Source organism: Anabaenopsis tanganyikae CS-531 (assembly GCF_029891675.1).
In the GTDB taxonomy this organism is placed as follows: Bacteria; Cyanobacteriota; Cyanobacteriia; order Cyanobacteriales; family Nostocaceae; genus Anabaenopsis; species Anabaenopsis arnoldii.
In genome coordinates this window covers 25722-47962 of record NZ_JANQDF010000034.1, presented here as the reverse complement: position 1 = coordinate 47962, position 22241 = coordinate 25722, and the positions used below count along the sequence as shown (strand labels likewise).

Here is a 22241-nt window from a genome sequence, read left to right as displayed (position 1 = left end):
TTGCGCCTTAGAATGGATTTTAGATCAATATAAAGAGAAGAAACCCAAAGACCCCACCATTGCAGAAAAATTCAACACTTACCGGTTTGCAGACTACAAAGAACAGGTCATAGATTTATTAATGCGGGTGTGTAGAGTCAGCATGGAAACTATGAATATTGTTAATCAGATGTCGGGTGGTTAAGATCCCCGACTTCTCTCCCAAGTATTCAATAACTCCCTAGGTTATGGAAGAAGTCGGAGATTTGGGAGGGGGTGCAAGATCCCCGACTTCTCACATCATCACAGATAATCTAGGATGATTTAGCTAGAAGTCGGGGATCTGTGTGTCTGTGGGAGGGGATGGTAAGGCGATGTTAAAGGCGATCGCCACCAAGAGAAGCGTTACAAACCCCCCTCTCAAAGCCATAGAAAATAAACCTTTGCGTACCTTTGCGTACCTTTGCGCCCCTTTGCGTTTAACAACAGATATAGTCGCCACCTAAAAGGGGTTAAAATTTACGTTGGATGCTACACGGGGAGCCAGGGGTTAAAAACCCCCGTCTCAAAGCTAAAGTCAGATAAATCTGACTAGAAAATCATCTATTTGATTATCTTGACAAGATGTGATATAGAAGCGCTGCTACAAGGCGATCGCCCAAAGGTTGAAAAACCACTTGGCGTTAAACAGTATAATCAATCATGGTCTGCAAAGCATTTTGTAAGTCTTTGGTTAACTGACTGACAGCTTGACGAGTAGCAGGGCGATCGCCGGCGGATTTTTGCCAGCGTTCAGTAACAGAAATTGGTTCACCGACAGTAATCGTCGCTTTCCTGAAACCTAAACTAGGTCTACCGGGGAGGGTAGACTCCTGAATCCGAGAGAGCAGATCAAACATTAATAAAGCTGTTTCCGCTAACCTTTCGGGGGTTGGTTTTTCCTGAATATAATTAGCTGTCACACCTACAAAAGTTTCTACTATCCTCATGTGTTGCATTTTCAAATCTGCTTCACAGGCCACCCAGTCTGCTAACCCACGTTGGAAGGGTGCTAAAGCGTCAATATCTGCTAGATCATCCCGGTAGATATAATTCCAACCTGCTTCTTCTAAACGACGACAGCGATCGATAAAATTACCTTGTGGTGTTACGCCAAAATATTCTTCCGCCACCTGTAAGGCTATATCCATTAAATGATGTAATCTGTTAATGATCATCTGGTTACGGGTGGTAGATTGATCCACAGAGTTAGTTTTAGGTATGTCTCGATGATAGAAACGGCGGTAAAACTCTTCCATCTGGGTAATTAAATACTCAGCCAAACAACAAATACGTTGATAGTAAACTTCTAGTTGGTGATTAGTTCCTTGCTCAACTACCCCCAAACCGCTATCAGCTTCTAACTTACTTAATAGCCAATTCAGTCTTGACCAAGGTGGCTGGACGTAGCTATACTGAATAGCTACCGGGACAATAAACACAGTCTGATCACCCTGGGCTTTTTCCAGGTCTTCTACACACCAGAAACCTAATTGGGCTACACCGGGTTCTAAGGGGCTAACAATTCCACTATGACCATTATTACCTCCTTCTGGTGCAACGGCGATGGGCATTTGCCCATGACTAAATAAATCCCGTGCTGTTTGAATGGCTTTTCTATCTAATCGGCGACCACGACGAATGGGGACACCACCCACCCTAGAAAATAACCATCCTAACCAATCCCCAGCCCATATAGTCATACCCCGGTCATAAAGAAAATAGCTATGGAGGGGCGATCGCAGTTGAATATCCTGCTGGCGTGCAACCCGGGGCAAAATGTAGGAAAGTAGATAGAGCATACACAGAGGGTCTTCTACCTCTGGGTGACGAAATGCAATCAAAAAGCGAATTTTCCCGGACTGGAATTGTTGATAAAGTTTAGCTAAGGTCTCCACATTCTCACCTTCCACTTGCACAATTCCCGCAGGTAACCAAGGTCTAGTACGAAAACGTAGCACAATAGGCAATAACCACCGGAAAATCTGTAGTATAAATGGGTTAAAGTGATGGGGAATGAATTTGAGTGGTGGTTGGGTAGAACGAATTGACTTAGGCAAAGTAACTCTCCAGATTATTATGTAGTTGGTATGTAAAGGATTAAGTAAAGGATTAAGTAATTTGAATATGAATACACCCGAAGATGGGCGAAAGTACGCGCCAGCTACACAAAGGAATCGTGAACCTATTCTAGAGGTACTGTTACAGGTGTTACCCCCAACTGGTACTATTTTAGAAGTCGCTAGTGGCACGGGTGAACACGCTGTATATTTTGCGCCCGGTCTTACCCCCCGCAGATGGTTACCTACTGAACAAAATCCTTTATTACGTGCTAGTATTAAGGCTTGGGCTGAAGAATATCCATCAGATAATCTTTACCCACCCTTAGAACTTGATGCTAGTATGGCGAGTTGGACAGTAGAGAAAGATGCTGCACCAGACTTACCCATTGTAGCTATAGTTAATATTAATATGATTCATATTTCGCCCTGGTCAACTTGTCTAGGACTAATGGCTGGTGCGGGTCGCATTTTGCCATCTGGGGGAATACTCTATTTATATGGACCGTTTAAACAAAATGGAGAGCATACAGCACCTAGTAACGCTGCTTTTGATGAATCTTTGAGGGCGCAGAACCCAGCTTGGGGGGTGCGTAATTTACAGGATGTGATTGCAGCAGCTACCAGGGAAAATATGAACTTAAAAGCAACTTACCAAATGCCGGCTAACAATCTCTCTGTAGTGTTTGAACGCTCTTGACCATGGAGATTAGCAGACTCGAACTGCTGACATCCTGCTTGCAAAGCAGGCGCTCTACCAACTGAGCTAAACCCCCATCAACTATAAACAGCTTTGAGAAACAGTTTTTGCTGATTTTTAATTATTATATCATTACTCAATAGATTATGCAAGAAAAAAATCAGGTAGTGGCGGCGCTGTATAAATTTGTCAGCTTACCGGACTTTGCCGAGAAACAAGAACCCCTACTGTCTTACTGCCAATCACAAGGTATTAAGGGGACTATTTTATTAGCAGCAGAGGGCATTAACGGGACTATTGCCGGCTCGCGTCCAGGGGTTGACTCTGTTTTGGCGTTTTTGCGTTCTGACCCCCGTTTAGCAGACTTAGAACACAAAGAGTCATATACTGAAACACAGCCATTTGAACGCCTGAAGGTGCGGTTAAAGGCGGAAATTGTGACTATGGGTTTACCAGAAGTTGACCCAAATCAGCAGGTGGGTACTTATGTCAGTCCTCAAGAATGGAATGATTTGATTTGTGACCCGGAGGTGATTGTCATTGACACCCGTAATGATTATGAAGTGAATATCGGTACTTTTAAAACAGCACAAAATCCCCAAACCAAATCTTTCCGAGAGTTCCCGGAATATGTGAGTAATAACCTTGACCCCAATCAACACAAGAAAGTCGCTTTGTTTTGTACAGGGGGGATTCGTTGTGAAAAAGCCTCAGCTTTTATGCTCTCCCAAGGTTTTACGGAGGTCTATCACCTGAAGGGTGGTATTCTCAAGTATTTGGAATCAGTACCAGCAGAGGAAAGTTTGTGGGAGGGTGAATGTTTTGTTTTTGATGAACGGGTTGCGGTTCGTCATGGATTGGAGTTAGGTAGTCATGAGTTATGCTTTTGTTGCGGATATCCTATTTCTGAGCAAGATAAGGCTTCTCCTCAATATGAAGAAGGTATTTCTTGTCCTCACTGCTTTGATAGTCTGACTGCGGAAAAAAGGCTGCGTCAACAGGAGAAGTGGAAACAGTATAAATTACAGCACCTTTTTTCTGCGTGAGCCATACCAGGGTGGGCTTTCCTGCCCACAGAATGAGATTTATAATATTTGGATTCTTTTATATTCCAACTTTTGCCGAATCAGTTTGAGAATCTCAAGACCCAATATTACAGGCTTTTGCGATCACTCTTGCACAATTTCATCTTCTTGTTGTTTACTTTCCTCCAGAATTTGCTCTAGTCTGGCTTGAATTTCCTTGTGTGTTTGCACACCTTCAAAGGCATAACGATTATAACCATTACGCTGGATGATTTCTTCTAAATAGCGCATCCGGTCTTCAGATGCGGGGTGTGTACTCAAATAGGCGGGGATAGTTCGTCCTTTTTCCTGTTGTTTGATAGTAACAAAGAAATTGCGTAAACCATCAGCAGCATAACCCGCACCAGCTAATACACGAGTACCAACAACGTCGGCTTGAGTTTCTTGTTGACGGCCATAATCTAGGATTGCTAAATTAGAGATCAGATTGCCAAAAGGGATAATTTGCCCAACATTTGCCAGGAGATTGGCGTTAGTTATCCGATCAAATCCATGAGATAAAACTGCGTGACCAACTTCGTGTCCTAATAGTCCGGCTAATTCTGCTTCTGAATTGAGGGCCATAATCGCCCCGGTATTGACAAATACTTTACCACCGGGTAGAGCAAAGGCATTGAGCGAATCATCTAAGATGACATTAAATTCATAATCAAAATCATTGCGCCCCATTAAGTTGGCAATGTTATTACCAATGCGGCTAACGTATTCTACAATGGTGGGGTCTTCTATTAAAGTTGATTGCTGCTTATAAACTGCTGCAAGCTGCGCCCCCATAGCTGACTCACCTTGGAGGAGCAAAGGAGCTAATGTGACGGCTTGGAGATTGGCATTACCAGTTACAATCCCAATTGTAGCACCCACAATGCCCTGCAATACCACTTGTTGATTTAGTTGACTACGAAAGCGGTTAAAATTATTTTCAGCAATACTGGTAAATTCCTCGGCTTGGGGATGATCGGGGTAAGTCATCGCAAATTGACGCGCAGTAATAGAGGCTTCTAACCATTGTTCAGCTTCTTGCTGGGCTTTAATTAGGGCTTGATTTAGTTCTGCCGATTGGGGGAAAATACTGATGGCACGCTCTAAAACAGGTAGTATATCTTTCTTATCACCATATTTTTTCGTGGCTTCTGCATAGAGTGTATATGCAGGGGTGAATTCTGGATGTCTTTCTAGAAGCATTTGTAAAGGGACAAAGATTTTACTGGTAAGTCCCTGTTGCATTCCCTCGGTGGCGTTGCGCCAATATACTCTCCCAGCGCCGGAAAGTTGCTCTGGGTCAGTAATTGGCTCAGGAAGAGTAATTCTAGATGCTTCCTGAGCAAATGGGGTTTTGACTTGGCGGTAAAGTTTTTCGGCTCCTGCGGTATCTCCTGCTAGGTATAATTGATCTGCTTTCACCAGAGTTTGTAAGCGGTTAGCTACATTGGGAGTTTGTGCTGTAGAAATGATTGGTATTGTTAGGTGAAGACATAAGAATAAAAATATACCACAGGCTACCCATAGCAAGGGCTTTTTTTTCATGAATTTTTCCCCAATAATGGCAAAGCAACAAATACAGATGTATTTTAGGCGATCGCACTCGGTTTCTTTTATCTGTGCAACACAGTAATTTCACTATAATATTTTCCCCAAATATTATCCAGGGTTTCTGAAAAATTTATAAAAATTTATACTAAAATCACTAAAATAGCGATCGCTCCTCCCGTAAACGGCGTTTCCGTTAGGTTGAGATATAGTCAAAGTGTAGTTATTGTTTTGAAGTTATGCTTATCCAGAAGATAGTTCAAGAACTGCAAGACATTCCCGAAGACAAACTAGGAGAACTATATAATGTAATTCATTACTTTCGATTAGGTTTAAATCAAGAGCGTACGCAACCCCGCACCCCCGGTTTACTCAAGGGAAAACTGGGCGAGGCCTTTTTTGAAGCACTACCAGAAGAAGAACTCCAAATAATTGAAATCATTCCTGATGTAAAGCTTGATCAATAGCGATCGCCTTTAGTGGTAACTAAAGGCAATTCAAAACAGGATAATTATTTCTTATGGGCTAAAGTTAAGCCATCGGCGATGGGAAGTAAACTCAAATTAATCCGCTGGTCTTGGTGTAGTTTTTCATTGAGGGCGCGAATGTTGGTAGTGCGATTGTCTTGAATTTGTGGGTCGGCTACACTACCAGACCAAAGTACATTATCAATCAAAATTAATCCTCCTGGTCTGACTAGTTGGAGCGATCGCTCATAATAACCGTCATAATTACTTTTGTCAGCATCAATAAAGGCAAAGTCAAAGGTTTCTGCAGCACCTGCTGCTAATAATTGGTCTAATGTCTCCATTGCTGGGGCAATGTGTAAATCAATTTTATCTGCAACCCCTGCTTTTTGCCAATAACGACGGGCGATCGATGTAAACTCTGCACTCACATCACAGGCTACTACCCGACCATCGGCAGGTAATGCCAAAGACACCACCAGGGAACTATAACCCGTAAATACTCCTATATCTAAGGTTTTTTTTGCCCCGATTAATTGCACCAGCAAGGCCATAAACTGTCCCTGTTCCGGTGCAATCTGCATCACAGCCATCGGATGCTGGGCTGTTTCTGCTCTCAGTTGGGAGAGGATTTCCGGTTCCCGTAAAGATACGGATAATAAGTAGTTATATAGTGATGGTTCTATTCCCAGTGTTTTATTTGCCATAGTTCAGTGAAATTAACATCCAGATGATTGATTTTACTTCTTGAGAGTGAGAAAAGCTAATTTGTCTTTCCACCTCAAGAATGATAAATTTCTATATTTTCATAGTTAACTTAAAAGCAGATGAACAGGAGCAATCCTGACATTCCAAGAGAGTTGTGTACTTGTTTTCAGTGGTCAGATTAAGAGCGTGTGTCAGGTGTGAGGATGACAATGTCAGCTAAACCTAGTTTAGCTGACATCCTGGGTAAAACTGCCTGAACTTGAACATTATCAGTTGGGAGCTAAAGCATAAATTTTAACCTTGGATTGAGGTATTAATCCGAGGTTTGCTTTTAGGAATCTGTGAATTGTTTTTTCTTGATTAATTTACACATAAAATTATCCTATGCCAGAAGAAATATTACAACCACCACAGCAACAAAAACCACCCGGTAAAGAGTCAGAAATGAAGCCCCGTCCCCAAGCTGATGATCCGCACTATCAAGAGTCAACGGCTAATTACTTATAAAAAACAACAACTACAACCTATGACATCCCCAAAACCATTGCTAGGTACAGACTTAGTAGATTGTGCTAGAGCAAATGCCAAGCAAGGAATAGAAATTGCTGCTTATCAATGTGGGTATGGCGATGATATTAATAGTTTTAGCCAGGCCCTGAGAGAATCTTGTCAGACAATGAATTTAAAGGTGAGAGAACTCAATGAATTAATTACGAATCAAGACAAAATTATAGAATTAGGCACTGGGGAAATTGTCGCCCCTGAAACATCCTCACAGTTATAACCCTAAAATTACTCGCGCCAAATTAAAGTAAATCAAAACACCCAGGACATCAACGGCTGTAGTAATAAACGGTGCTGACATCAACGCGGGGTCTAGGCGGAAGGAGCGGAATAAAAATGGCAGTGCAGAACCTGAGACAGAAGCAATCACAGAAATAGCCACCAAACTGCTACCTACAGTAAATGCGACCTCTGGGCGGTCTTGCAAAAAATAAGCCCAGACTGTGGCGATACCACCTAACATTAGTCCCAAAAAAGCCCCGGCGATCGCTTCTCTGCCAATGACCTGCCATACTCCCAGGGATCTGATTTCATCGGTACTCATGCCGCGAATGACCACTGTAGAAGATTGAGCGCCCACATTACCACCAGTACCTGTGAGCAAAGGGATAAAGGCCGTCAGTATTACCACTTGTTCTAAGATATCTTCCTGGGACTTAATAATTGTGCCAGTGATTGTATTAGTGATGAGTAAGACAAACAACCATAGTACCCGCTTCCGGGCAACTTGTACCAAACTCATTTGAAAATAGTTGTCACCATCGGATTGCACACCACCGCCCAGGGCGTAGATATCTTCAGTAGTCTCCTGTTCGAGAATATCAATCACATCATCAACGGTGATAATACCTACTAAACGCTGTTCTTTATCCACCACAGGTAGAGCTAAAAAATCATATCTTTGAATTAATCTAGCGACTTCTTCTTGGTCTGTATCAGTGTAAACAAACACAACTTCACGGGTCATAATTTCGCCAATGGTTTGCTCTGGCTGAGATACTACCAACTCTCGTAAAGAAACAATACCCGTCAAACGCCTGACGCTATCGGTAACGTAAAGGTAGTAAATCGTTTCACTCAGATGTGCCAGACGGCGAATGCGTTCTATGGCTTGAGATACCGTCAGACGTTCTTTGATATAAATTAACTCTGGGGTCATGATCCGCCCAGCTGTACCCGCTTCATAACCTAAGAGTTGGGCTGTAGCTTGACGTTCTGCTGGGCTGAGTTGTTCTAGCAAGCGGTTGACAACTTTGGCTGGTAACTCGTCAAATAATCTGGCGCGGTCATCCGGGGACATTTTATCTACAATGTCACGGACATCCTGGCTTTTGAGTTCCTCAATTAAATGTTCTTGAACACTATAGTCGAGATATTCATACACCTCAATAGCCTCAGTTTTAGGAAGCAAGCGAAAAACCAAAGCTTGCATTGCTTCTGGTAAACCTTCAATGGCCTCAGCAATATCCGCAGGTTGTACGGGTCTGAGAATAGATTTTGCTGCTTGTAAGTCCCCCAATTCTAGGAACATTCGTAGCTCATTTCGCACCAGGTCTTGCAATTCGCTACGGCTGACATTTGGAGTGGTGAAGTTGAAATTATTTGTTTCAGTCAAAATCTACTTTCCTCATGCAGTTGCAACAGGTTTACTACTTTTAGTTTAGGGGAATAATGAGTTTTATTGACGTAAATTTAACTCAGGCACTCTGTGGTACATCGCCGGTCAATTATTAATCTGCTTATGGCTAATTTCCGCCATTCCTACAGTTTCCCTGAGAGTTTTTTGGGCAATTTTTGTGATATATACTGTTATGGCAATAGTGGCAAGTAACCCAATTATTTGCATGACCCATTGCCAGATTTGCGCTTGTGGATGACTGGGCTGATTGGGAGTATTGACCATGGCTAAATCACCGGCTAAGGAACCTATATAAACGTACATAACTGTACCGGGAATTATGCCCAAGGAACCTAAGATATAGTCTTTTAGAGAAACTTGTGTAACTCCAAAGGCGTAATTTAACAAGTTGAATGGGAAGATGGGAGATAAACGCGTGAGTAAGACAATTTTCCATCCCTCTTTAGCGACTGCTAAGTTAATGGCTGTAAATTTAGGATATTTATCAAGCTGTCGAGACACCCAATCACGGCATAAATAACGTCCGATCATAAAGGCTACAATTGCTCCGATCACTGCTGCAATTAAGACATATACAGACCCCCAAACCAGACCAAATAAGCAACCACCTTTGATAGTTAAGACAGAACCTGGTATAAATAATATAGTTGCTAAGTTGTAAATTATCATATAAGCTATGGGTGCTAAAATACCAAGACTTTGCACCTGTGAGATGGCATCATTGAAAACTTGTTTAACTGGGAAATATCGCGCCAAAATAATTAGGCTAGCAACTAGAAAACTAATTATTAATAATTTAAGTCTTCTATGTAATTGGTTTTTTGTATCCATAAAATATTTCTTTAATCCTAAGGTACTAAAACACAAAGGGAGTTTAATAAAAGATGAATGGTATCCAAATATTAAGATGTTTAATTTTTGGATATATTAATATAGGATATTTATCAAGTTTTTATCGCCGATACCAGCGGCGAATGCGTTTCGGTGATATACCCAGAAGGTAAGCAGTAATCACTATTTGATTCAGGATTGTAGTGTAAAATACTCCTTTTTGCAACCATCTCCGCGCAGAAGTAATAACTGGTACAGGGATGATGATAATTTTGCCGATGCTTTGTAAACGACGGATGAGTTCAAAATCCTCCATGATGGGTAAATCTGGAAAATGACCAACTTGATCGAATACTTCTGCTGTTAAAAATATTGCTTGGTCACCATAGGGCATTTGACAAAAACGCGATCGCCAATTTACTCCTTTTTCTACCCATCTCAAAGTCCACAGGGTGGCATTAATCTGTAAAGCAAAGGCTCCCGCTACCATCTGCGGCTGTTGTACCGCTGTGCGAATCATACCATCAAATCCAGGGGGTAAGCGTGTATCGGCGTGGAGAAACAGGAGGATGTCCCCACTTGCAGCCATAGCACCTGTATTCATTTGAGTAGCACGACCAGGAGCCGAGGCGATGACCTTGACGTTTAAAGACTCAGCTATGGTAACAGTGTCATCTTGTGAGCCTCCATCTACCACTATTAACTCTACATTAGTGCTGGGTTGAGTACAAGCGATCGCCTCTCGAATATTTCCTGCTTCATTATAGGTGGGGATAATAATTGAAATTTTGTTATACACTGCTTTTGTGAAGTCTCACAAGAGGTTATTTTAGAGGATATTTAGAATAATACTTGGAATTGAAATACCCCCTTCCGTGTATGAGAGGAAGAGGGTTAGGGTTATCTTATCTACTTAATTACGAATTACCTTGGCGTAGCGCTTCCGCAGGGAAAAGCAAATATGAGCGATTATTTCAGTATCCGCCTTCTTCTTCGTATTCTGGCTGTCTTTCTTTGATTTTCTTGGGAATATTCACTGGCTTTGGTGCATCCTCCCAAGCATCGCCTTCTACATCATCATCATCGTCGTATTCGTTGGTGTAAGCTTGGGTTTCATATCTAGGTTTAGGAGGCTCTTGATATCTATCCCTAGGAGTAACTTCACTCCAGTTATCTTCCTCGTCTTCTTCGTATGGAATAGATTCGTACTGTTGGGCCCGCATGACTTGACGACGGGGGATTTCTTCTTCCACATAGTCTTGGGTCCATTCCTCCTGTTCCACAGGTTCAGGAGCGCGGACTCTGGTTTTAGGTGGTTGTAATGGTACTCCACTAGGTAGCTGATTTGTTGGTGAAACCGTGCGGGGAATATAGCCATATTCCTCTTCTGCTTCTCTTTCCCAGGGGGCTTTACCGATACCTAAGCGCTCTAGTACGCCCACTGTTAACTGGTTAACTCGCTCTTCGGCTCCTTCAAATACAATCAACCTACTCGGTCCGGTGCTGACGACTTCATCCATCGATAACTCGTAGGTGCTGAGAAATTGGTCAGGAATTTGGGGGACTCCTAAAGAGGCGACGACTATGGAAAGAATCCGACCAGTTTCGCCATTGAACTTGAAACCCCGCACTCTCCCTAATACTTCACCCGTTTCTGTGATTACTTCCCAGTTAATCAGGTTGCTTAAACTCTCAATCTCAATATCTTCGATCGCATCTTCGTTATCAACTAGAATTACATCACCAATTTGGTTGATAGTGTTGAGGTACATATAGCGTGGCAGACCCGAAATAGAGATCAGGCTGTCTCGCAAACCAAGAGCCACAACCTCTCTTTGATCAATATCAACCCAAAGTTGATTGACGATACCGAGCCGTTTGCCGTTATCGCGAGTAATCACCTGGGTGTTTAATATGTCGGAACGCCTAATTATCTGTTCAGAGGTCATTCTATACCGAGTCCTGATCTCGAATCCGGTTTATCTATACACTATTATTAACAAAATCTCAAGCAGATGCATTGGATGATTTTAATTTAATCCCCAATACTTGAGTGTAAGCTCCTCGTGCTTGAGTAACGCCAATAGTCCGTTCGGCCGATTCTATCATCGGACGGCGTAAACTCACAACTATAAATTGGGCTTGTTGGGCTTGTTGTTTAATCATTTTAGCTAATCGCTCGACGTTGGCACCATCTAAAAACATATCTACTTCGTCAAAAGCATAAAATGGGGAGGGGCGGTAACGTTGTAGAGCAAAGATGAAACTTAAGGCTGTGAGGGATTTTTCCCCCCCGGACATGGACGCAAGGCGCTGTACTGGTTTACCTTTGGGGTGGGCGACTAGATTTAGCCCACTGTTAAAAATATCTTCGGGATCTTCTAGTTGCAAATAGCCGTCACCTTCGGAAAGAACCGCAAAAATAGATTGAAAGTTGGTGTTGACCGCATCAAAGGCTTCTTTAAATGCTAGCTGTCGCAATGTGGTAAAGTTTTCAATCCTTAGGAGTAATTCTGTGCGTTCGCCTTCTAGGGTCTGTAGTTTTTCCGTTAGTTCTTCTAGGCGGTTCTGGGTGCGTTCGTATTCCTCTAAGGCCAACATATTCACTGGTTCCATGGCCTGTAAGCGTTTGCTTAGGCTGCGCAGTTCTTTTTGCAGTTCCTCTAAATCTACCTTGTCTGGTACTTCTGGTAAGGGATTGGGCAATTCTGCGCCGGTTTCTCGTAATTGGTTTTGCAATGCTTTCAACTCTTCGATCCGTTTGTGTTGGCTTTCTTGGAGTTTTTCTATTTCCCATTGCAGTTGTTGTTGATGTAAAAGTTGCGATCGCAATTCTTGTTCTATTTTGTCCCGTTTTTGTTTCTCTAACCCTAAATTTTCGCTGATTTGCTGTAAATTGACCTGGTTTTGATTAATTTCACTGCTGAGGTTAACTGATTGACTATTCAGGGAATTTAGTTGATTTTCTTGGCTGGTTTGTTGTTGCTGATATTGCTGGATTTTAGCTTCAGCTTCTTGGATGCGTTCTTGCGATCGCTGTTGTTGAGTTTGACAATTTTTTAATTTTTCTTCGGCTTCCCTTAATTCTCTCTCTTTTTGTTGTAGTTGTTGCTCTTGGTTTTTAATAGTTATTTGCATTTCTTGCCATTCTCTGGGGGTTTGAGATGCTTCTAATTCCCCTAACTCTTGTCGCAATTGTTGTAACTCATTTTCTTTTATTGGTAATTCCCGATCTAACACTGATAAACGGGATTGGGCGAGGCTGATTTTTTCGGTATTTTGGGTCAGTTGCGATCGCGTCCCATGCAATTGCTCTGTTAAATTCTTGACTTCTTTTTGCAGTTGTTCCCATTGTAACTGCTGTTCTCTCCGGGTTTGTTTTGCTTCTGCGAGTTCCTGGGTGTATTGTTTAGTTTGAGCCGATAAAGTAGTTATGGACTCAGTACAACGTAATAAAATTCGCTCAATCTCTCCCAAGCGCCCCTTTAAAGCTATAGCTTCCTCAGATTCCGCTGACTCAGTTTTCCCAAACCGCAATACAGAACGCTGACTATTACTCCCCCCTGTCATAGCGCCGCTAGTTTCTAACAATTCCCCATCTAAGGTGACAATCCGATACAAACCCATATTTTGCCGGGCTGTTTGGATACTCGTAAATACTACAGTATTACCGAATACATAACTAAACACATCTTGATAACGGCGATCGCATTCAATTAAATTCATGGCATAATTGACAAACCCGTGGGCATAACGCAAGGTGGCATCCTGAGTAAATTTACTAGGTTTTACCTTATTTAAAGGTAAAAAAGTTGCCCTTCCTGCCCGTTTTTGCTTGAGTAATTCAATTCCCGCCGCGGCTACGCTGTCATCTTCTACGACAATATGACCCAAACGCCCACCAGCGGCAATTTCCAAGGCTAACTGATAGCGGGGGTCTACCTTACCCAACTGTACCACCAAACCGCACAACCCGGGCAGTCCCGACTGTAAAATTACCTTACTGGCTTGGGTTCCCTGTACCTCCTGTTGGGCTTGGGCTTGGGCTTCAATTTTATCTAACTGGCGTTGTTTTTCCCGTTGTTCTTGTAAAAGTCGCTTTTGGGTTTCCTGTTGGATTTGTAACTCTTGTTCTGTAGCTGCGAGAGTTGCGGTTAAATTGGCTATGGGTTCGCCCCCTCCCTGAAACTCCATTTCCCAGCGACTACATTCCGCTTGTTTACCACTTAACTCCGGTTCCCAACTATTAACCAGCTGAGTTTGTTCAGTAATTAGCTGCTGTAACTGCTCATAGCGTTCCCTCAGTTGTGCTTGTTCAGTGCGTTGGGGTTCCAGGATTTGCAGTAAAGATTCAATTTGACGATTAAAAGCTGTTTGTTGCTGTACCCAAGCTTCCGAAGCGGAAGCGATCGCCGCAGCTGCTGACCTGGAAGCATCTAAAACCCCTTGGGCTTGATTTCGTGCTTCCACACAACCCAGAATAGATTCTCTGGCTAAAACCTCAGTTTGGGCTAAACTTGTTAGTGACTGCTGATATTGTGCCACATCCTGGTGAGTTTGGCTCAATTCTTGGGTTGTTTGGGTTATGGCTGCGGTTAATTCCTGTTGTCGGCGCTGGAGTTGTTTAAATTCCGCCTCTTGGGTGGCTAAAGTAGTTTGGAGCGCCAAGAGTTCCTCCTCACCCAAAGCTTTGACATAAGCATTGAGTTGTTCTAGTTGCTCCGTCTGGAGAGTAATGGCGCAATTGAGGTTATTTAACTGAGTAGTAAATTCAATATAACTGCGATCGCCGCCTTGAATTTGCGCCACCAAATTTTCTTGCTGTGCTTGAAGAGAGCGCCAAGATAAAACCGCCTCCCAGGACTGCTTACACTGAAACTCACTGCGGAGTACTTGATACTTTTGCGCCTTAGCACGGGCTTGAGATAGGCGATCGCGCTGTATAGTTAACTCAGTCTGAATAATCCGACAACTATCCTCCTTGTCCTTCACCTCATCCAGAGTTTTCTTAGCTTGGACAATTTTACGGTCAAAAGCCGCCACCCCAGCCAACTCATCAATAATTTCCCGACGTTCCCTAGCATTCATAGAGATAATACTAGTAACATCCCCTTGTAACACCACATTGTAACCCTCTGGATAAATCCGCAGGTTATTCAACTCCTCATGTAGCTCCGTCAGAGTACAAGGTTCACCATTAATATAATAGTTAGAGGTATAACTCCCCTGCTGACTTACCCGCAACCTCCGGGTTACAGTCCACTCAGTGACAGCACCCTCCCCAATCTGGGTTTGTGTCCCCGATACATCCCCCGACAAATCAAAGGTTACCGTCACACTGGCCTCAATTCCAGCGCGTCCTTTAGGCTTTTGAGCATTATTCACCAAATCCGGTAACCTATCCGCTCGCATTCCCTTAGAACTAGAAAGCCCTAAACAAAACAGCAACGCATCCAGGATATTAGATTTACCCGAACCATTCGGCCCAGAAATGACCGTAAACCCCGGTAATAGAGGAACCGAGGTAGTACCACCGAAGGATTTAAAGTTAGTGAGTTCCACGCGCTTGACGTGTACCATAGATGCTGCTTAACTGGGCTAATGTAGCATAAGTGTATCAATTAATTAAGATTTGGCAATAGGGATAAGACCATCTTTTAGCATCCTCTAGGGGAAAACCAGATTTAGGTTAAGTATGAGTTGACATTAAGCTGTTTCAGAATGGAAATCGTTCAGATATTTAGCAGTCTTAAAATCATCAATTTCACCCTGGTTGTCTCCTAAAAAATAGCGAGCTAACCCCCGGTTGTAGTAAGCTTGAGCATAATTAGGGTCAATCTGAATAGCTTGGGTATAGTCATCAATTGCACTCTGGTAGTCTCCTAAGTTAGAGCGAGCTAACCCCCGGTTGTTGTAAGCATTAGCATAATTAGGGTCAATCTGAATAGCTTGGGTATAGTCATCAATTGCACTCTGGTAGTCTCCTAAGTTAGAGCGAGCTAACCCCCGGTTATTGTAAGCATTAGCAAAATTAGGGTTAATGTGAATAGCTTGGGTATAGTCATCAATTGCACCCTGCTTGTCTCCTAAGTTAGAGCGACCATTCCCCCGGTTGTAGTAAGCATTAGCAAAATTAGGGTTAATTTTAATAGCTTGGGTATAGTCATCAATTGCACCCTGGTTGTCTCCTAAGTCAGAGCGAGCATTCCCCCTGTTGTAGTAAGCATTAGCAAAATTAGGGTTAATTTTAATAGCTTGGGTATAGTCATTAATCGCACCCTCGTTATCTCCTAAATCACAGAGGGCTAACCCCCGGTTGAAGTAAGCATTAGCAAAATTAGGGTTAATGTGAATAGCTTGGGTATAGTGATCAATTGCACCCTGCTTGTCTCCTAACTTAGAGCGAGCTTTCCCCCGGTTGAAGTAAGCTTGAGCATTTGGCACAGGTTTATCAACTGGGGAAACTGTCAAACTTTTTAAATAGCCCCGTAAACCCCCACAATAGAGCAACTCATTGATTTTTACCCTGGCTTCCCCCCCAGTCGCATTGGTCATATTAGTGGGTAAAAACCCTGCTAGGACTAAATGATATTGATTTTGTGCCTCATTGACTTGCTCTTCAATTAAAATACAAACCAAAACAGCATTTTTGTTAATTTCTTTTTGACTAATTGACCATTCAATTTGATCAAATTGACCCTGACGAGCTTTTACCTGAATACCAATAGATGAATCAGCAGCTAGGGTAAAGTCTACACCACCATCACCATCCTGATATTCTTCATAGTCAACCTCCGTGAGCAGATCACCTAAACGGGTTTTAACTACCTCCTCCCCTAGCTTTCCCTTCATGTTGTTAACAAACACATCCTCACTCTTAGAGTTACTACGTCTATATATATCAACCATGCGCCAGCAAAACCGCCGTAATTGCTGTAACGAGTCACCGGTGATCACGGTTAACTCACTGTGCTGTCCTGGTTGGTCACACTGGAGTAAATTACCGGATTTCAGTCGGTTGATGAAGTCGGTCTGTTGGGCTTGTAATATAGTTTTCCAGTCCATTAGTAAAAATTCGCCTTCATCTGACAAGGAATATTAACATCTTGAGGAGATATGCAGACGCGGGAAAAATCACAACCATCAAAAACCCAAGGGTGTCCTTGAGGCTTTTGAGCATTATTCACCACATCCGGTAACCTATCCCCTCCCATTCCCTGAGAACTAGAAAGCTCTAAACAAAACAGCAACCCATCGAGAATATGAGATTTTACCGAACCATTGGGGCTAGAAATGACAGTAAACCCCGGTAGTAGAGGAACCGAGGTAGTACCACCGCAGGATTTAAAGTGAGTGAGTTCCACGCGCTTGACGTGTAGCATAGATGCTGCTTAACTGGTCTATTATAGCACAAGTGTATCAATTAATTAAGCCTTGGCAATAGGGACAAGAGCATTTTTTAGCATCCTCTAGGGGAGAACCAGATTTAGGTTCAGTATGAGTTGAGATTAAGCTGTTTCAGGATGGAATATCATCGTTGAGATATTTAATTTTATCCATAGCAGTTTGATAGTCTTTTGTTTTTCCTTGTCTTTCATATATATTGGCAGCAGTCTCAAAATCATCAATTGCACTCTGCTTGTCTCCTAAGTCAGAACGAGCTAACCCCCGGTTGTAGTAAGCTTTGGCATAATTAGGGTCAATGTGAATAGCTTGGGTATAGTCATCAATTGCACCCTGCTTGTCTCCTAAGTCAGAACGAGCTAACCCCCGGTTGTAGTAAGCTTGAGCAAGATTAGGGTCAATGTGAATAGCTTGGGTAAAGTCTTTAATTCCACCCAGGTTGTCTCCTAACTTAGATCGATCTACCCCCCGGTTGTGGTAAGCTTGAGCCAAATTAGGGTCAATGTGAATAGCTTGGGTATAGTCATCAATTGCACCCTGCTTGTCTCCTAACTTAGAGCGATATACCCCCCGGTTGAAGTAAAATTGAGCAAAATTAGGGTTAATGTGAATAGCTTGGGTAAAGTCTTTAATTCCCCCCTGGTTGTTTCCTAACTGAGAGGGATATACCCCCCGGTTGTGGTCAACTTGAGCATTTTGCACAGTTTCATCAAGTGGGGAAACTGTCAAACTTTCTAAATAGCCCCGTAAACCCCCACAATAGAGCAACTCATTGATTTTTACCCTGGCTTTCCCCCCGGTCGCAGTGGTTATATTAGTGGGTAAAAACCCTGCTAGGACTAAATGATATTGATTTTGTGCCTCATTGACTTGCTCTTCAATTAAAATACAAACCAAAACAGCATTTTTGTTAATTTCTTCTTGACTAATTGACCATTCAATCTGATTAAATTTACCCTGACGAGCTTTTACCTGAATACCAATAGATGAATCAGCTGTGAGGGTAAAGTCTACCTTACCATCACCACCCTGATATTTTTCATAGTCAACCTTCGTGAGCAGATCACCTAAACGGGTTTTAACTACCTCCTCCCCTAGCTTTCCCTTCATGTTGTTAACAAACAGATCACGAACAGAAGAGGACTTATTTATATACTTGTCAGCCATTTCCCAGCAAAAATCCCGTAATTGCTGTAACTGGTCATCGGTGATCACCGTTAACTCACTGTGCTTTCCTTGCTGGTCACACTGGAATAAATCACCGGATTTCATTCGGTTAATAAAGTCTGTCTGTTGGGCTTGTAATATAGTTTTCCAGTCCATTAGTAAAAATTCGCCTTCATCTGACAAGGAATATTAACACCTTGAGGAGATATGCAGACGCGGGAAAAATCACAACCATCAAAAACCCAAGGGTGTCCTTGAGGCTTTTGAGCATTATTCACCACATCCGGTAACCTATCCCCTCCCATTCCCTGATAACTAGAAAGCCCTAAACAAAACAGCAACGCATCGAGAATATGAGATTTTACCGAACCATTGGGGCTAGAAATGACGGTAAACCCCGGTAGTAGAGGAACCGAGGTAGTACCACCGCGGGATTTAAAGTGAGTGAGTTCCACGCGCTTGACGTGTACCATAGATGCTGCTTAACTGGTCTATTATAGCATAAGTGTATCAATTAATTAAGCCTTGGCAATAGGGACAAGAGCATTTTTTAGCATCCTCTAGGGGAGAAGCAGATTTAGGTTAACTATGATTTATGACTTTTGATCGCCGTTGCGTGAGAGCAGTTCAATTTTATCTACAGCATATTGATAGCATACTTCATCCCCTGCTGTTTGATAGATATATGCAGCAGCTTTCCAGTCATTAATCGCACCCTCGTTATCTCCTAAATCACAGAGGGCTAACCCCCGGTTGAAGTAAGCAGAAGCATAATTAGGATTAATCTTAAGGGCTTGGGTATAATCTGCAATTGCTCCCTGATTGTCGTCTAAGTAATAACGGGCTGAACCGCGGTTATTATAAGTATCAGCATCATTGGGGTTAATGTTGATAGCTTGGGTATAATCTGCAATTGCTCCCTGTTCATCTCCTAGGTCAGATAGAATATTTCCCCGGTTATTGTAAGCATCAGCATCATTGGGGTTAATTTTGATAGCTTGGGTATAATCTGCAATTGCTCCTTGGTTATCTCCGGCATCATAACGAGCTAACCCCCGATTGTAGTAAGCTAAAGCGTAATTAGGGTTAAGTTTGATGGCTTGAGTATAATCATTAATTGCGCCCTGGTTATCTCCTATATCGGAGTGAGCTAAACCCCGGTTGTAATAAGCTAAAGCATCATTGTGGTTAAGTTTGAGGGCTTGGGTGTAATCTGCAATTGCAGCAATGGTTTCTCCTAAGTGATAGTGAACTAGACCCCGCAAGTAGTAAGCTGTGGCGAAATTAGGGTTAATTTTCAGGGCTTGGGTATAATCTGCAATTGCTCCCTGGTTATGTCCTAAGTAATAACGAGCTTTTCCCCGGTTGTTGTAAGCATAAGCTAAATTAGGGTTAATTTTGATGGCTTGGGTATAATCTGCAATTGCATCGGCGGTTTCGCCTAAGTAATAGAGAGCTACTCCCCGGTTGTTATAAGCATAAGCATCATTGGGGTTAAGTTTCAGCGCTTCGGTATAATCTGTAACTGCTAATTGCCTATTGCCTAATTTACTGTAAGCATTACCCCGGTTGTTATAAGCATAAGCGTCATGGGGATTAATTTTGATGGCTTGGGTATAATCTTCAATGGCTGCGCTGATTTCTCCTAAGTAGTAGCGCGCTTTACCCCGCTGGAAGTAAGCGCCAGCATTGTCTGGTTTTAGTTGTAATGCTTGATTACAATGAGCGATCGCACTCTCATAATCTGTTTTATTAAGGTATTCTTTAGCCATATCAATATACTCCTCAACTTCCACAGATGTCTAAGTTTCTAAATAACTATACAAATCTTAGCATTTTACATCAAGTCACAAAAATTACTCGTCTTTGGAAAATTAGGCTGATGGGGTGATAAAATCAACTGGAACCTCACCTGAACACCCCTGGTTGATTTGACGCGGGTATGTGTGGTATTCTGCAATTTAGTTGCTAGGATTCGTGAAGTGTATCTGTAGGTGATGCCTTAGTTTGGAGTAAGTTCAGTTCTTGGCGTGCGTCACGAAGACTATTTTGATCTCCAGTTTTTTGGAAAAGTTTAATAGCTTGTTGAAAATCGGCGATCGCACTTTGTGTATTTCCCTGTTTTGTGTGATTCACAGCCCTGTTATAATAGGCTAACCCATATTGAGGATTAATGGCGATCGCCTGAGAGTAATCTTTATCCGCAGCTTTGTAATTTCCCAATTGTAGGTGAACATTACCACGATTATTGTAAGCCGCTACATCCTGAGAATTGAGTTCAATAGCTTTAGTATGGTCTGCAATTGCACCTTGGTAATTTCCAAAAGAAAGACGATGAATACCTCGGTGATTATAAGCTGCTCCCCACCGGGGATTTAGCTCTAAAGCTTGATCATAATCTTTACCAGCTTTTAATCTATATCCTAACTCGCTGTGCATATCCGCCCGTCGGAGATAGGCGACTGCTTGAGGATGGCGATTAATGGCGTGAGTATACTGCCGAATGGCTGCATATTTTTGATTTTTGCTAGCGTAAATTAAACCTTTTTGATAATAAGGTCTAGCATCACCGGGATTAATCTTAATGATAGCATCAAAATCCTCCATAGCGGTTTGGTAAATTCTCAGACGACGGCGGAGAATACCCCGTTGTAAATAAGCCTCAATATAATTAGGTTGCAGCCTGATGGCCGTGCTAAAATTCTCATTAGCGCTTCTATTGTCATTCATCTGTACTAAGGCTAAACCCCGAGCATAATAAGCATAGGCATGACGAGAATTTAAGGCGATCGCTTTGGTATAATCAGTAATTGCTTCTTGGTATTTACCCAATCCATATAAAGAAAATCCCCTATCATAGTAAGCATCAGCATTTTCTGGGTTTAATTCAATAGCTTTAGTAGCATCTATCTTTGCTTGCTGATAGTTTCCCAACCGGTAAAATGTATTTCCACGGCTCTTATAAGCCTGATAATTGCTTGAGTCTAGTCTAATAGCTTGGGTAAAATTCTCAACTGCAGATTGATAGTTTCCCTCTTGATATTTTCTCAATCCCTCCTGGTATAGTTGCTCAAATTTTACTGGAGAAGCAATAGTTATCAGTGATGAAACTAACCTCAATACTGTCACTATCCCTATAAAACCTATTCCCCCTAGGATTAACCAAACTTTTGGGAGTTGCTTGTGAGTAAATTCATGAGTTTCCACCTGCTCTATATCTTTTAAAACTTCAATTACTGACTGGTATCGCTTCTGATAGTCAAAGCGTACCATTTGATCTAAAATTTTTCCTACCTCCTGACAAATTTGAATATTTTTCCGCCGCCAAATAATTGCCCCTGTTAGCAAACCTTTCTGCTGTTGTAAGGTTGATATTTCCTGCTCTGTTAAACCCATAATTGCCGCAATGACAATTATCCCTAAAGCATATATATCACTATTATATTGAGGTTGACCGCGCAATTGTTCTATAGGTACATATTCAAGATTAGCGACGGTATTGGTTATCAGTTCGGGAATAGCGCCAAAATTAACTAAAACTAATTTTTTATCTGACTCTCGACGGATGATATTTGCGGGGTTAATATTCTGGTGAATCACTCCCCGCTGATGTGCAAATACCAAAACTTCTAATACTTGAGATAAAACACTAATTACCTCTTCCTGTGTTAAAGGTATGCCCTGTAAAATCTCATTGGTTAAGGTATTACCAATAATATATTCTTCAACTAGATAGAATTTTCCATCTTCTTCAAAATAACTCACTAGATTTTGGATTTGGTCATGTTCCTGACTAAGTTGCTGTAACTTGTGTCCCTCATGGAGAAATAACTCTCGCAGTAGATTTAAACCCGGGAGAGTATCACCATCAGGATGTAGCTCCTTGACTACCAATTGACGACCGGGAACGATAGCATCTTCAGCCAAATAGGTTTGTACCTTCTCCTCTACATTCAGGACTTCCAGGATGTGATAACGCGTATCTAAGATTCTACCAGTCATAAGTCTATCAGTGATTACACTTATAATAATGCCTATTTCCTCAAAGCAATTGTAGTCATGAATCACTGA

17 protein-coding genes, 1 tRNA gene and 4 pseudogenes are annotated in these 22241 nt (G+C 42.2%); 7 read left to right on the top strand and 15 right to left on the bottom strand.

The annotated features are described in order from the left end of the window. Both NWP22_RS03860 and NWP22_RS03855 read left to right on the top strand, forming a co-directional pair. Positions 1–184 (top strand): annotated as a pseudogene (locus NWP22_RS03860) (type ISP restriction/modification enzyme); the annotation flags it as partial. 142 nt (positions 185–326) lie between these two features. Beyond that, positions 327–485, top strand: a complete 159-nt coding sequence (locus NWP22_RS03855) for a hypothetical protein (protein ID WP_280801537.1) — start codon at positions 327–329, stop codon at positions 483–485. A gap of 177 nt (positions 486–662) precedes the next feature. Here the strand turns inward: NWP22_RS03855 and NWP22_RS03850 are convergent, their stop codons facing one another. Next, complete coding sequence (locus tag NWP22_RS03850; RefSeq protein ID WP_271730969.1) at positions 663–2078, bottom strand: lysophospholipid acyltransferase family protein; 1416 nt, start codon at positions 2076–2078, stop codon at positions 663–665. Positions 2079–2145: 67 nt separating this feature from the next. Here NWP22_RS03850 and NWP22_RS03845 point away from each other — a divergent pair, with 67 nt between their 5' ends. Then, entirely contained in the window at positions 2146–2778 is a 633-nt protein-coding gene (locus NWP22_RS03845; RefSeq protein ID WP_271730967.1) for a DUF938 domain-containing protein, read from the top strand. Positions 2779–2781: 3 nt separating this feature from the next. On the opposite strand, the gene NWP22_RS03840 is transcribed toward NWP22_RS03845, so the two are convergent. Beyond that, positions 2782–2854: transfer RNA gene (locus NWP22_RS03840), tRNA-Ala, on the bottom strand. Positions 2855–2924: 70 nt separating this feature from the next. Here NWP22_RS03840 and trhO point away from each other — a divergent pair. Then, positions 2925–3824 carry an oxygen-dependent tRNA uridine(34) hydroxylase TrhO gene (gene trhO, locus NWP22_RS03835; protein ID WP_280801536.1) on the top strand — a complete coding sequence of 300 codons (900 nt, stop codon included), beginning with the start codon at positions 2925–2927 and terminating at the stop codon, positions 3822–3824. Between the two features lie 123 nt (positions 3825–3947). Here trhO and NWP22_RS03830 read toward each other — a convergent pair whose 3' ends face one another. Then, on the bottom strand, positions 3948–5387 hold the full coding sequence (locus NWP22_RS03830) for a M48 family metalloprotease (RefSeq protein ID WP_271730965.1): 1440 nt from the start codon (positions 5385–5387) through the stop codon (positions 3948–3950). Between the two features lie 242 nt (positions 5388–5629). Between NWP22_RS03830 and NWP22_RS03825 the strand changes: the two genes are divergently transcribed. Next, positions 5630–5857 carry a hypothetical protein gene (locus NWP22_RS03825; RefSeq protein ID WP_271730964.1) on the top strand — a complete coding sequence of 76 codons (228 nt, stop codon included), beginning with the start codon at positions 5630–5632 and terminating at the stop codon, positions 5855–5857. Positions 5858–5901: 44 nt separating this feature from the next. Here NWP22_RS03825 and NWP22_RS03820 read toward each other — a convergent pair whose 3' ends face one another. After that, positions 5902–6564 carry a class I SAM-dependent methyltransferase gene (locus NWP22_RS03820; RefSeq protein ID WP_271730963.1) on the bottom strand — a complete coding sequence of 221 codons (663 nt, stop codon included), beginning with the start codon at positions 6562–6564 and terminating at the stop codon, positions 5902–5904. Positions 6565–6949: 385 nt separating this feature from the next. On the opposite strand from NWP22_RS03820, the pseudogene NWP22_RS03815 reads away from it, so the two are divergent. After that, positions 6950–7054, top strand: a pseudogene (locus NWP22_RS03815) (NAD(P)-dependent oxidoreductase); the annotation flags it as partial. 37 nt (positions 7055–7091) lie between these two features. After that, positions 7092–7349, top strand: a complete 258-nt coding sequence (locus NWP22_RS03810) for a hypothetical protein (RefSeq protein WP_271730962.1) — start codon at positions 7092–7094, stop codon at positions 7347–7349. Here NWP22_RS03810 and mgtE read toward each other — a convergent pair. The 11 genes and pseudogenes from mgtE to NWP22_RS03755 form a co-directional block, all read right to left on the bottom strand. Continuing rightward, entirely contained in the window at positions 7344–8744 is a 1401-nt protein-coding gene (mgtE, locus tag NWP22_RS03805; protein ID WP_271730961.1) for a magnesium transporter, read from the bottom strand. The genes NWP22_RS03810 and mgtE overlap by 6 nt on opposite strands. Before the next feature lie 108 nt (positions 8745–8852). Continuing rightward, positions 8853–9599 (bottom strand): TVP38/TMEM64 family protein, encoded by a 747-nt coding sequence (locus NWP22_RS03800; protein ID WP_271730960.1) that lies wholly within the window; start codon positions 9597–9599, stop codon positions 8853–8855. Between the two features lie 121 nt (positions 9600–9720). Then, entirely contained in the window at positions 9721–10398 is a 678-nt protein-coding gene (locus NWP22_RS03795; RefSeq protein ID WP_271730959.1) for a TIGR04283 family arsenosugar biosynthesis glycosyltransferase, read from the bottom strand. Positions 10399–10573: 175 nt separating this feature from the next. Continuing rightward, positions 10574–11548, bottom strand: a complete 975-nt coding sequence (locus tag NWP22_RS03790; protein WP_271730958.1) for a PRC-barrel domain-containing protein — start codon at positions 11546–11548, stop codon at positions 10574–10576. Between the two features lie 58 nt (positions 11549–11606). Further along, positions 11607–15179 (bottom strand): chromosome segregation protein SMC, encoded by a 3573-nt coding sequence (smc, locus tag NWP22_RS03785; RefSeq protein WP_280801535.1) that lies wholly within the window; start codon positions 15177–15179, stop codon positions 11607–11609. Positions 15180–15305: 126 nt separating this feature from the next. Further along, on the bottom strand, positions 15306–16664 hold the full coding sequence (locus tag NWP22_RS03780) for a tetratricopeptide repeat protein (RefSeq protein WP_280801534.1): 1359 nt from the start codon (positions 16662–16664) through the stop codon (positions 15306–15308). A gap of 95 nt (positions 16665–16759) precedes the next feature. Beyond that, positions 16760–16981, bottom strand: a pseudogene (locus NWP22_RS03775) (hypothetical protein); the annotation flags it as partial. A 136-nt stretch (positions 16982–17117) separates the two neighbouring features. Then, complete coding sequence (locus NWP22_RS03770; protein WP_280801533.1) at positions 17118–18326, bottom strand: tetratricopeptide repeat protein; 1209 nt, start codon at positions 18324–18326, stop codon at positions 17118–17120. A 95-nt stretch (positions 18327–18421) separates the two neighbouring features. Further along, positions 18422–18643, bottom strand: a pseudogene (locus NWP22_RS03765) (hypothetical protein); the annotation flags it as partial. Between the two features lie 120 nt (positions 18644–18763). Then, positions 18764–19942 carry a tetratricopeptide repeat protein gene (locus tag NWP22_RS03760; protein ID WP_280801531.1) on the bottom strand — a complete coding sequence of 393 codons (1179 nt, stop codon included), beginning with the start codon at positions 19940–19942 and terminating at the stop codon, positions 18764–18766. 196 nt (positions 19943–20138) lie between these two features. Beyond that, on the bottom strand, positions 20139–22172 hold the full coding sequence (locus NWP22_RS03755) for a serine/threonine-protein kinase (RefSeq protein WP_280801530.1): 2034 nt from the start codon (positions 22170–22172) through the stop codon (positions 20139–20141). Positions 22173–22241 lie beyond the last annotated feature (69 nt).

Coding starts and splice junctions, on each gene's coding strand:
- NWP22_RS03845 (WP_271730967.1), top strand. CDS start 2,146: ATGAATACACCCGAAGATGGGCGAAAGTACGCGCCAGCTACACAAAGG.
- trhO (WP_280801536.1), top strand. CDS start 2,925: ATGCAAGAAAAAAATCAGGTAGTGGCGGCGCTGTATAAATTTGTCAGC.
- NWP22_RS03830 (WP_271730965.1), bottom strand. CDS start 5,387: ATGAAAAAAAAGCCCTTGCTATGGGTAGCCTGTGGTATATTTTTATTC.
- NWP22_RS03825 (WP_271730964.1), top strand. CDS start 5,630: ATGCTTATCCAGAAGATAGTTCAAGAACTGCAAGACATTCCCGAAGAC.
- NWP22_RS03820 (WP_271730963.1), bottom strand. CDS start 6,564: ATGGCAAATAAAACACTGGGAATAGAACCATCACTATATAACTACTTA.
- NWP22_RS03810 (WP_271730962.1), top strand. CDS start 7,092: ATGACATCCCCAAAACCATTGCTAGGTACAGACTTAGTAGATTGTGCT.
- NWP22_RS03800 (WP_271730960.1), bottom strand. CDS start 9,599: ATGGATACAAAAAACCAATTACATAGAAGACTTAAATTATTAATAATT.
- NWP22_RS03790 (WP_271730958.1), bottom strand. CDS start 11,548: ATGACCTCTGAACAGATAATTAGGCGTTCCGACATATTAAACACCCAG.
- smc (WP_280801535.1), bottom strand. CDS start 15,179: ATGGTACACGTCAAGCGCGTGGAACTCACTAACTTTAAATCCTTCGGT.
- NWP22_RS03780 (WP_280801534.1), bottom strand. CDS start 16,664: ATGGACTGGAAAACTATATTACAAGCCCAACAGACCGACTTCATCAAC.
- NWP22_RS03770 (WP_280801533.1), bottom strand. CDS start 18,326: ATGGACTGGAAAACTATATTACAAGCCCAACAGACAGACTTTATTAAC.
- NWP22_RS03760 (WP_280801531.1), bottom strand. CDS start 19,942: ATGGCTAAAGAATACCTTAATAAAACAGATTATGAGAGTGCGATCGCT.
- NWP22_RS03755 (WP_280801530.1), bottom strand. CDS start 22,172: ATGACTGGTAGAATCTTAGATACGCGTTATCACATCCTGGAAGTCCTG.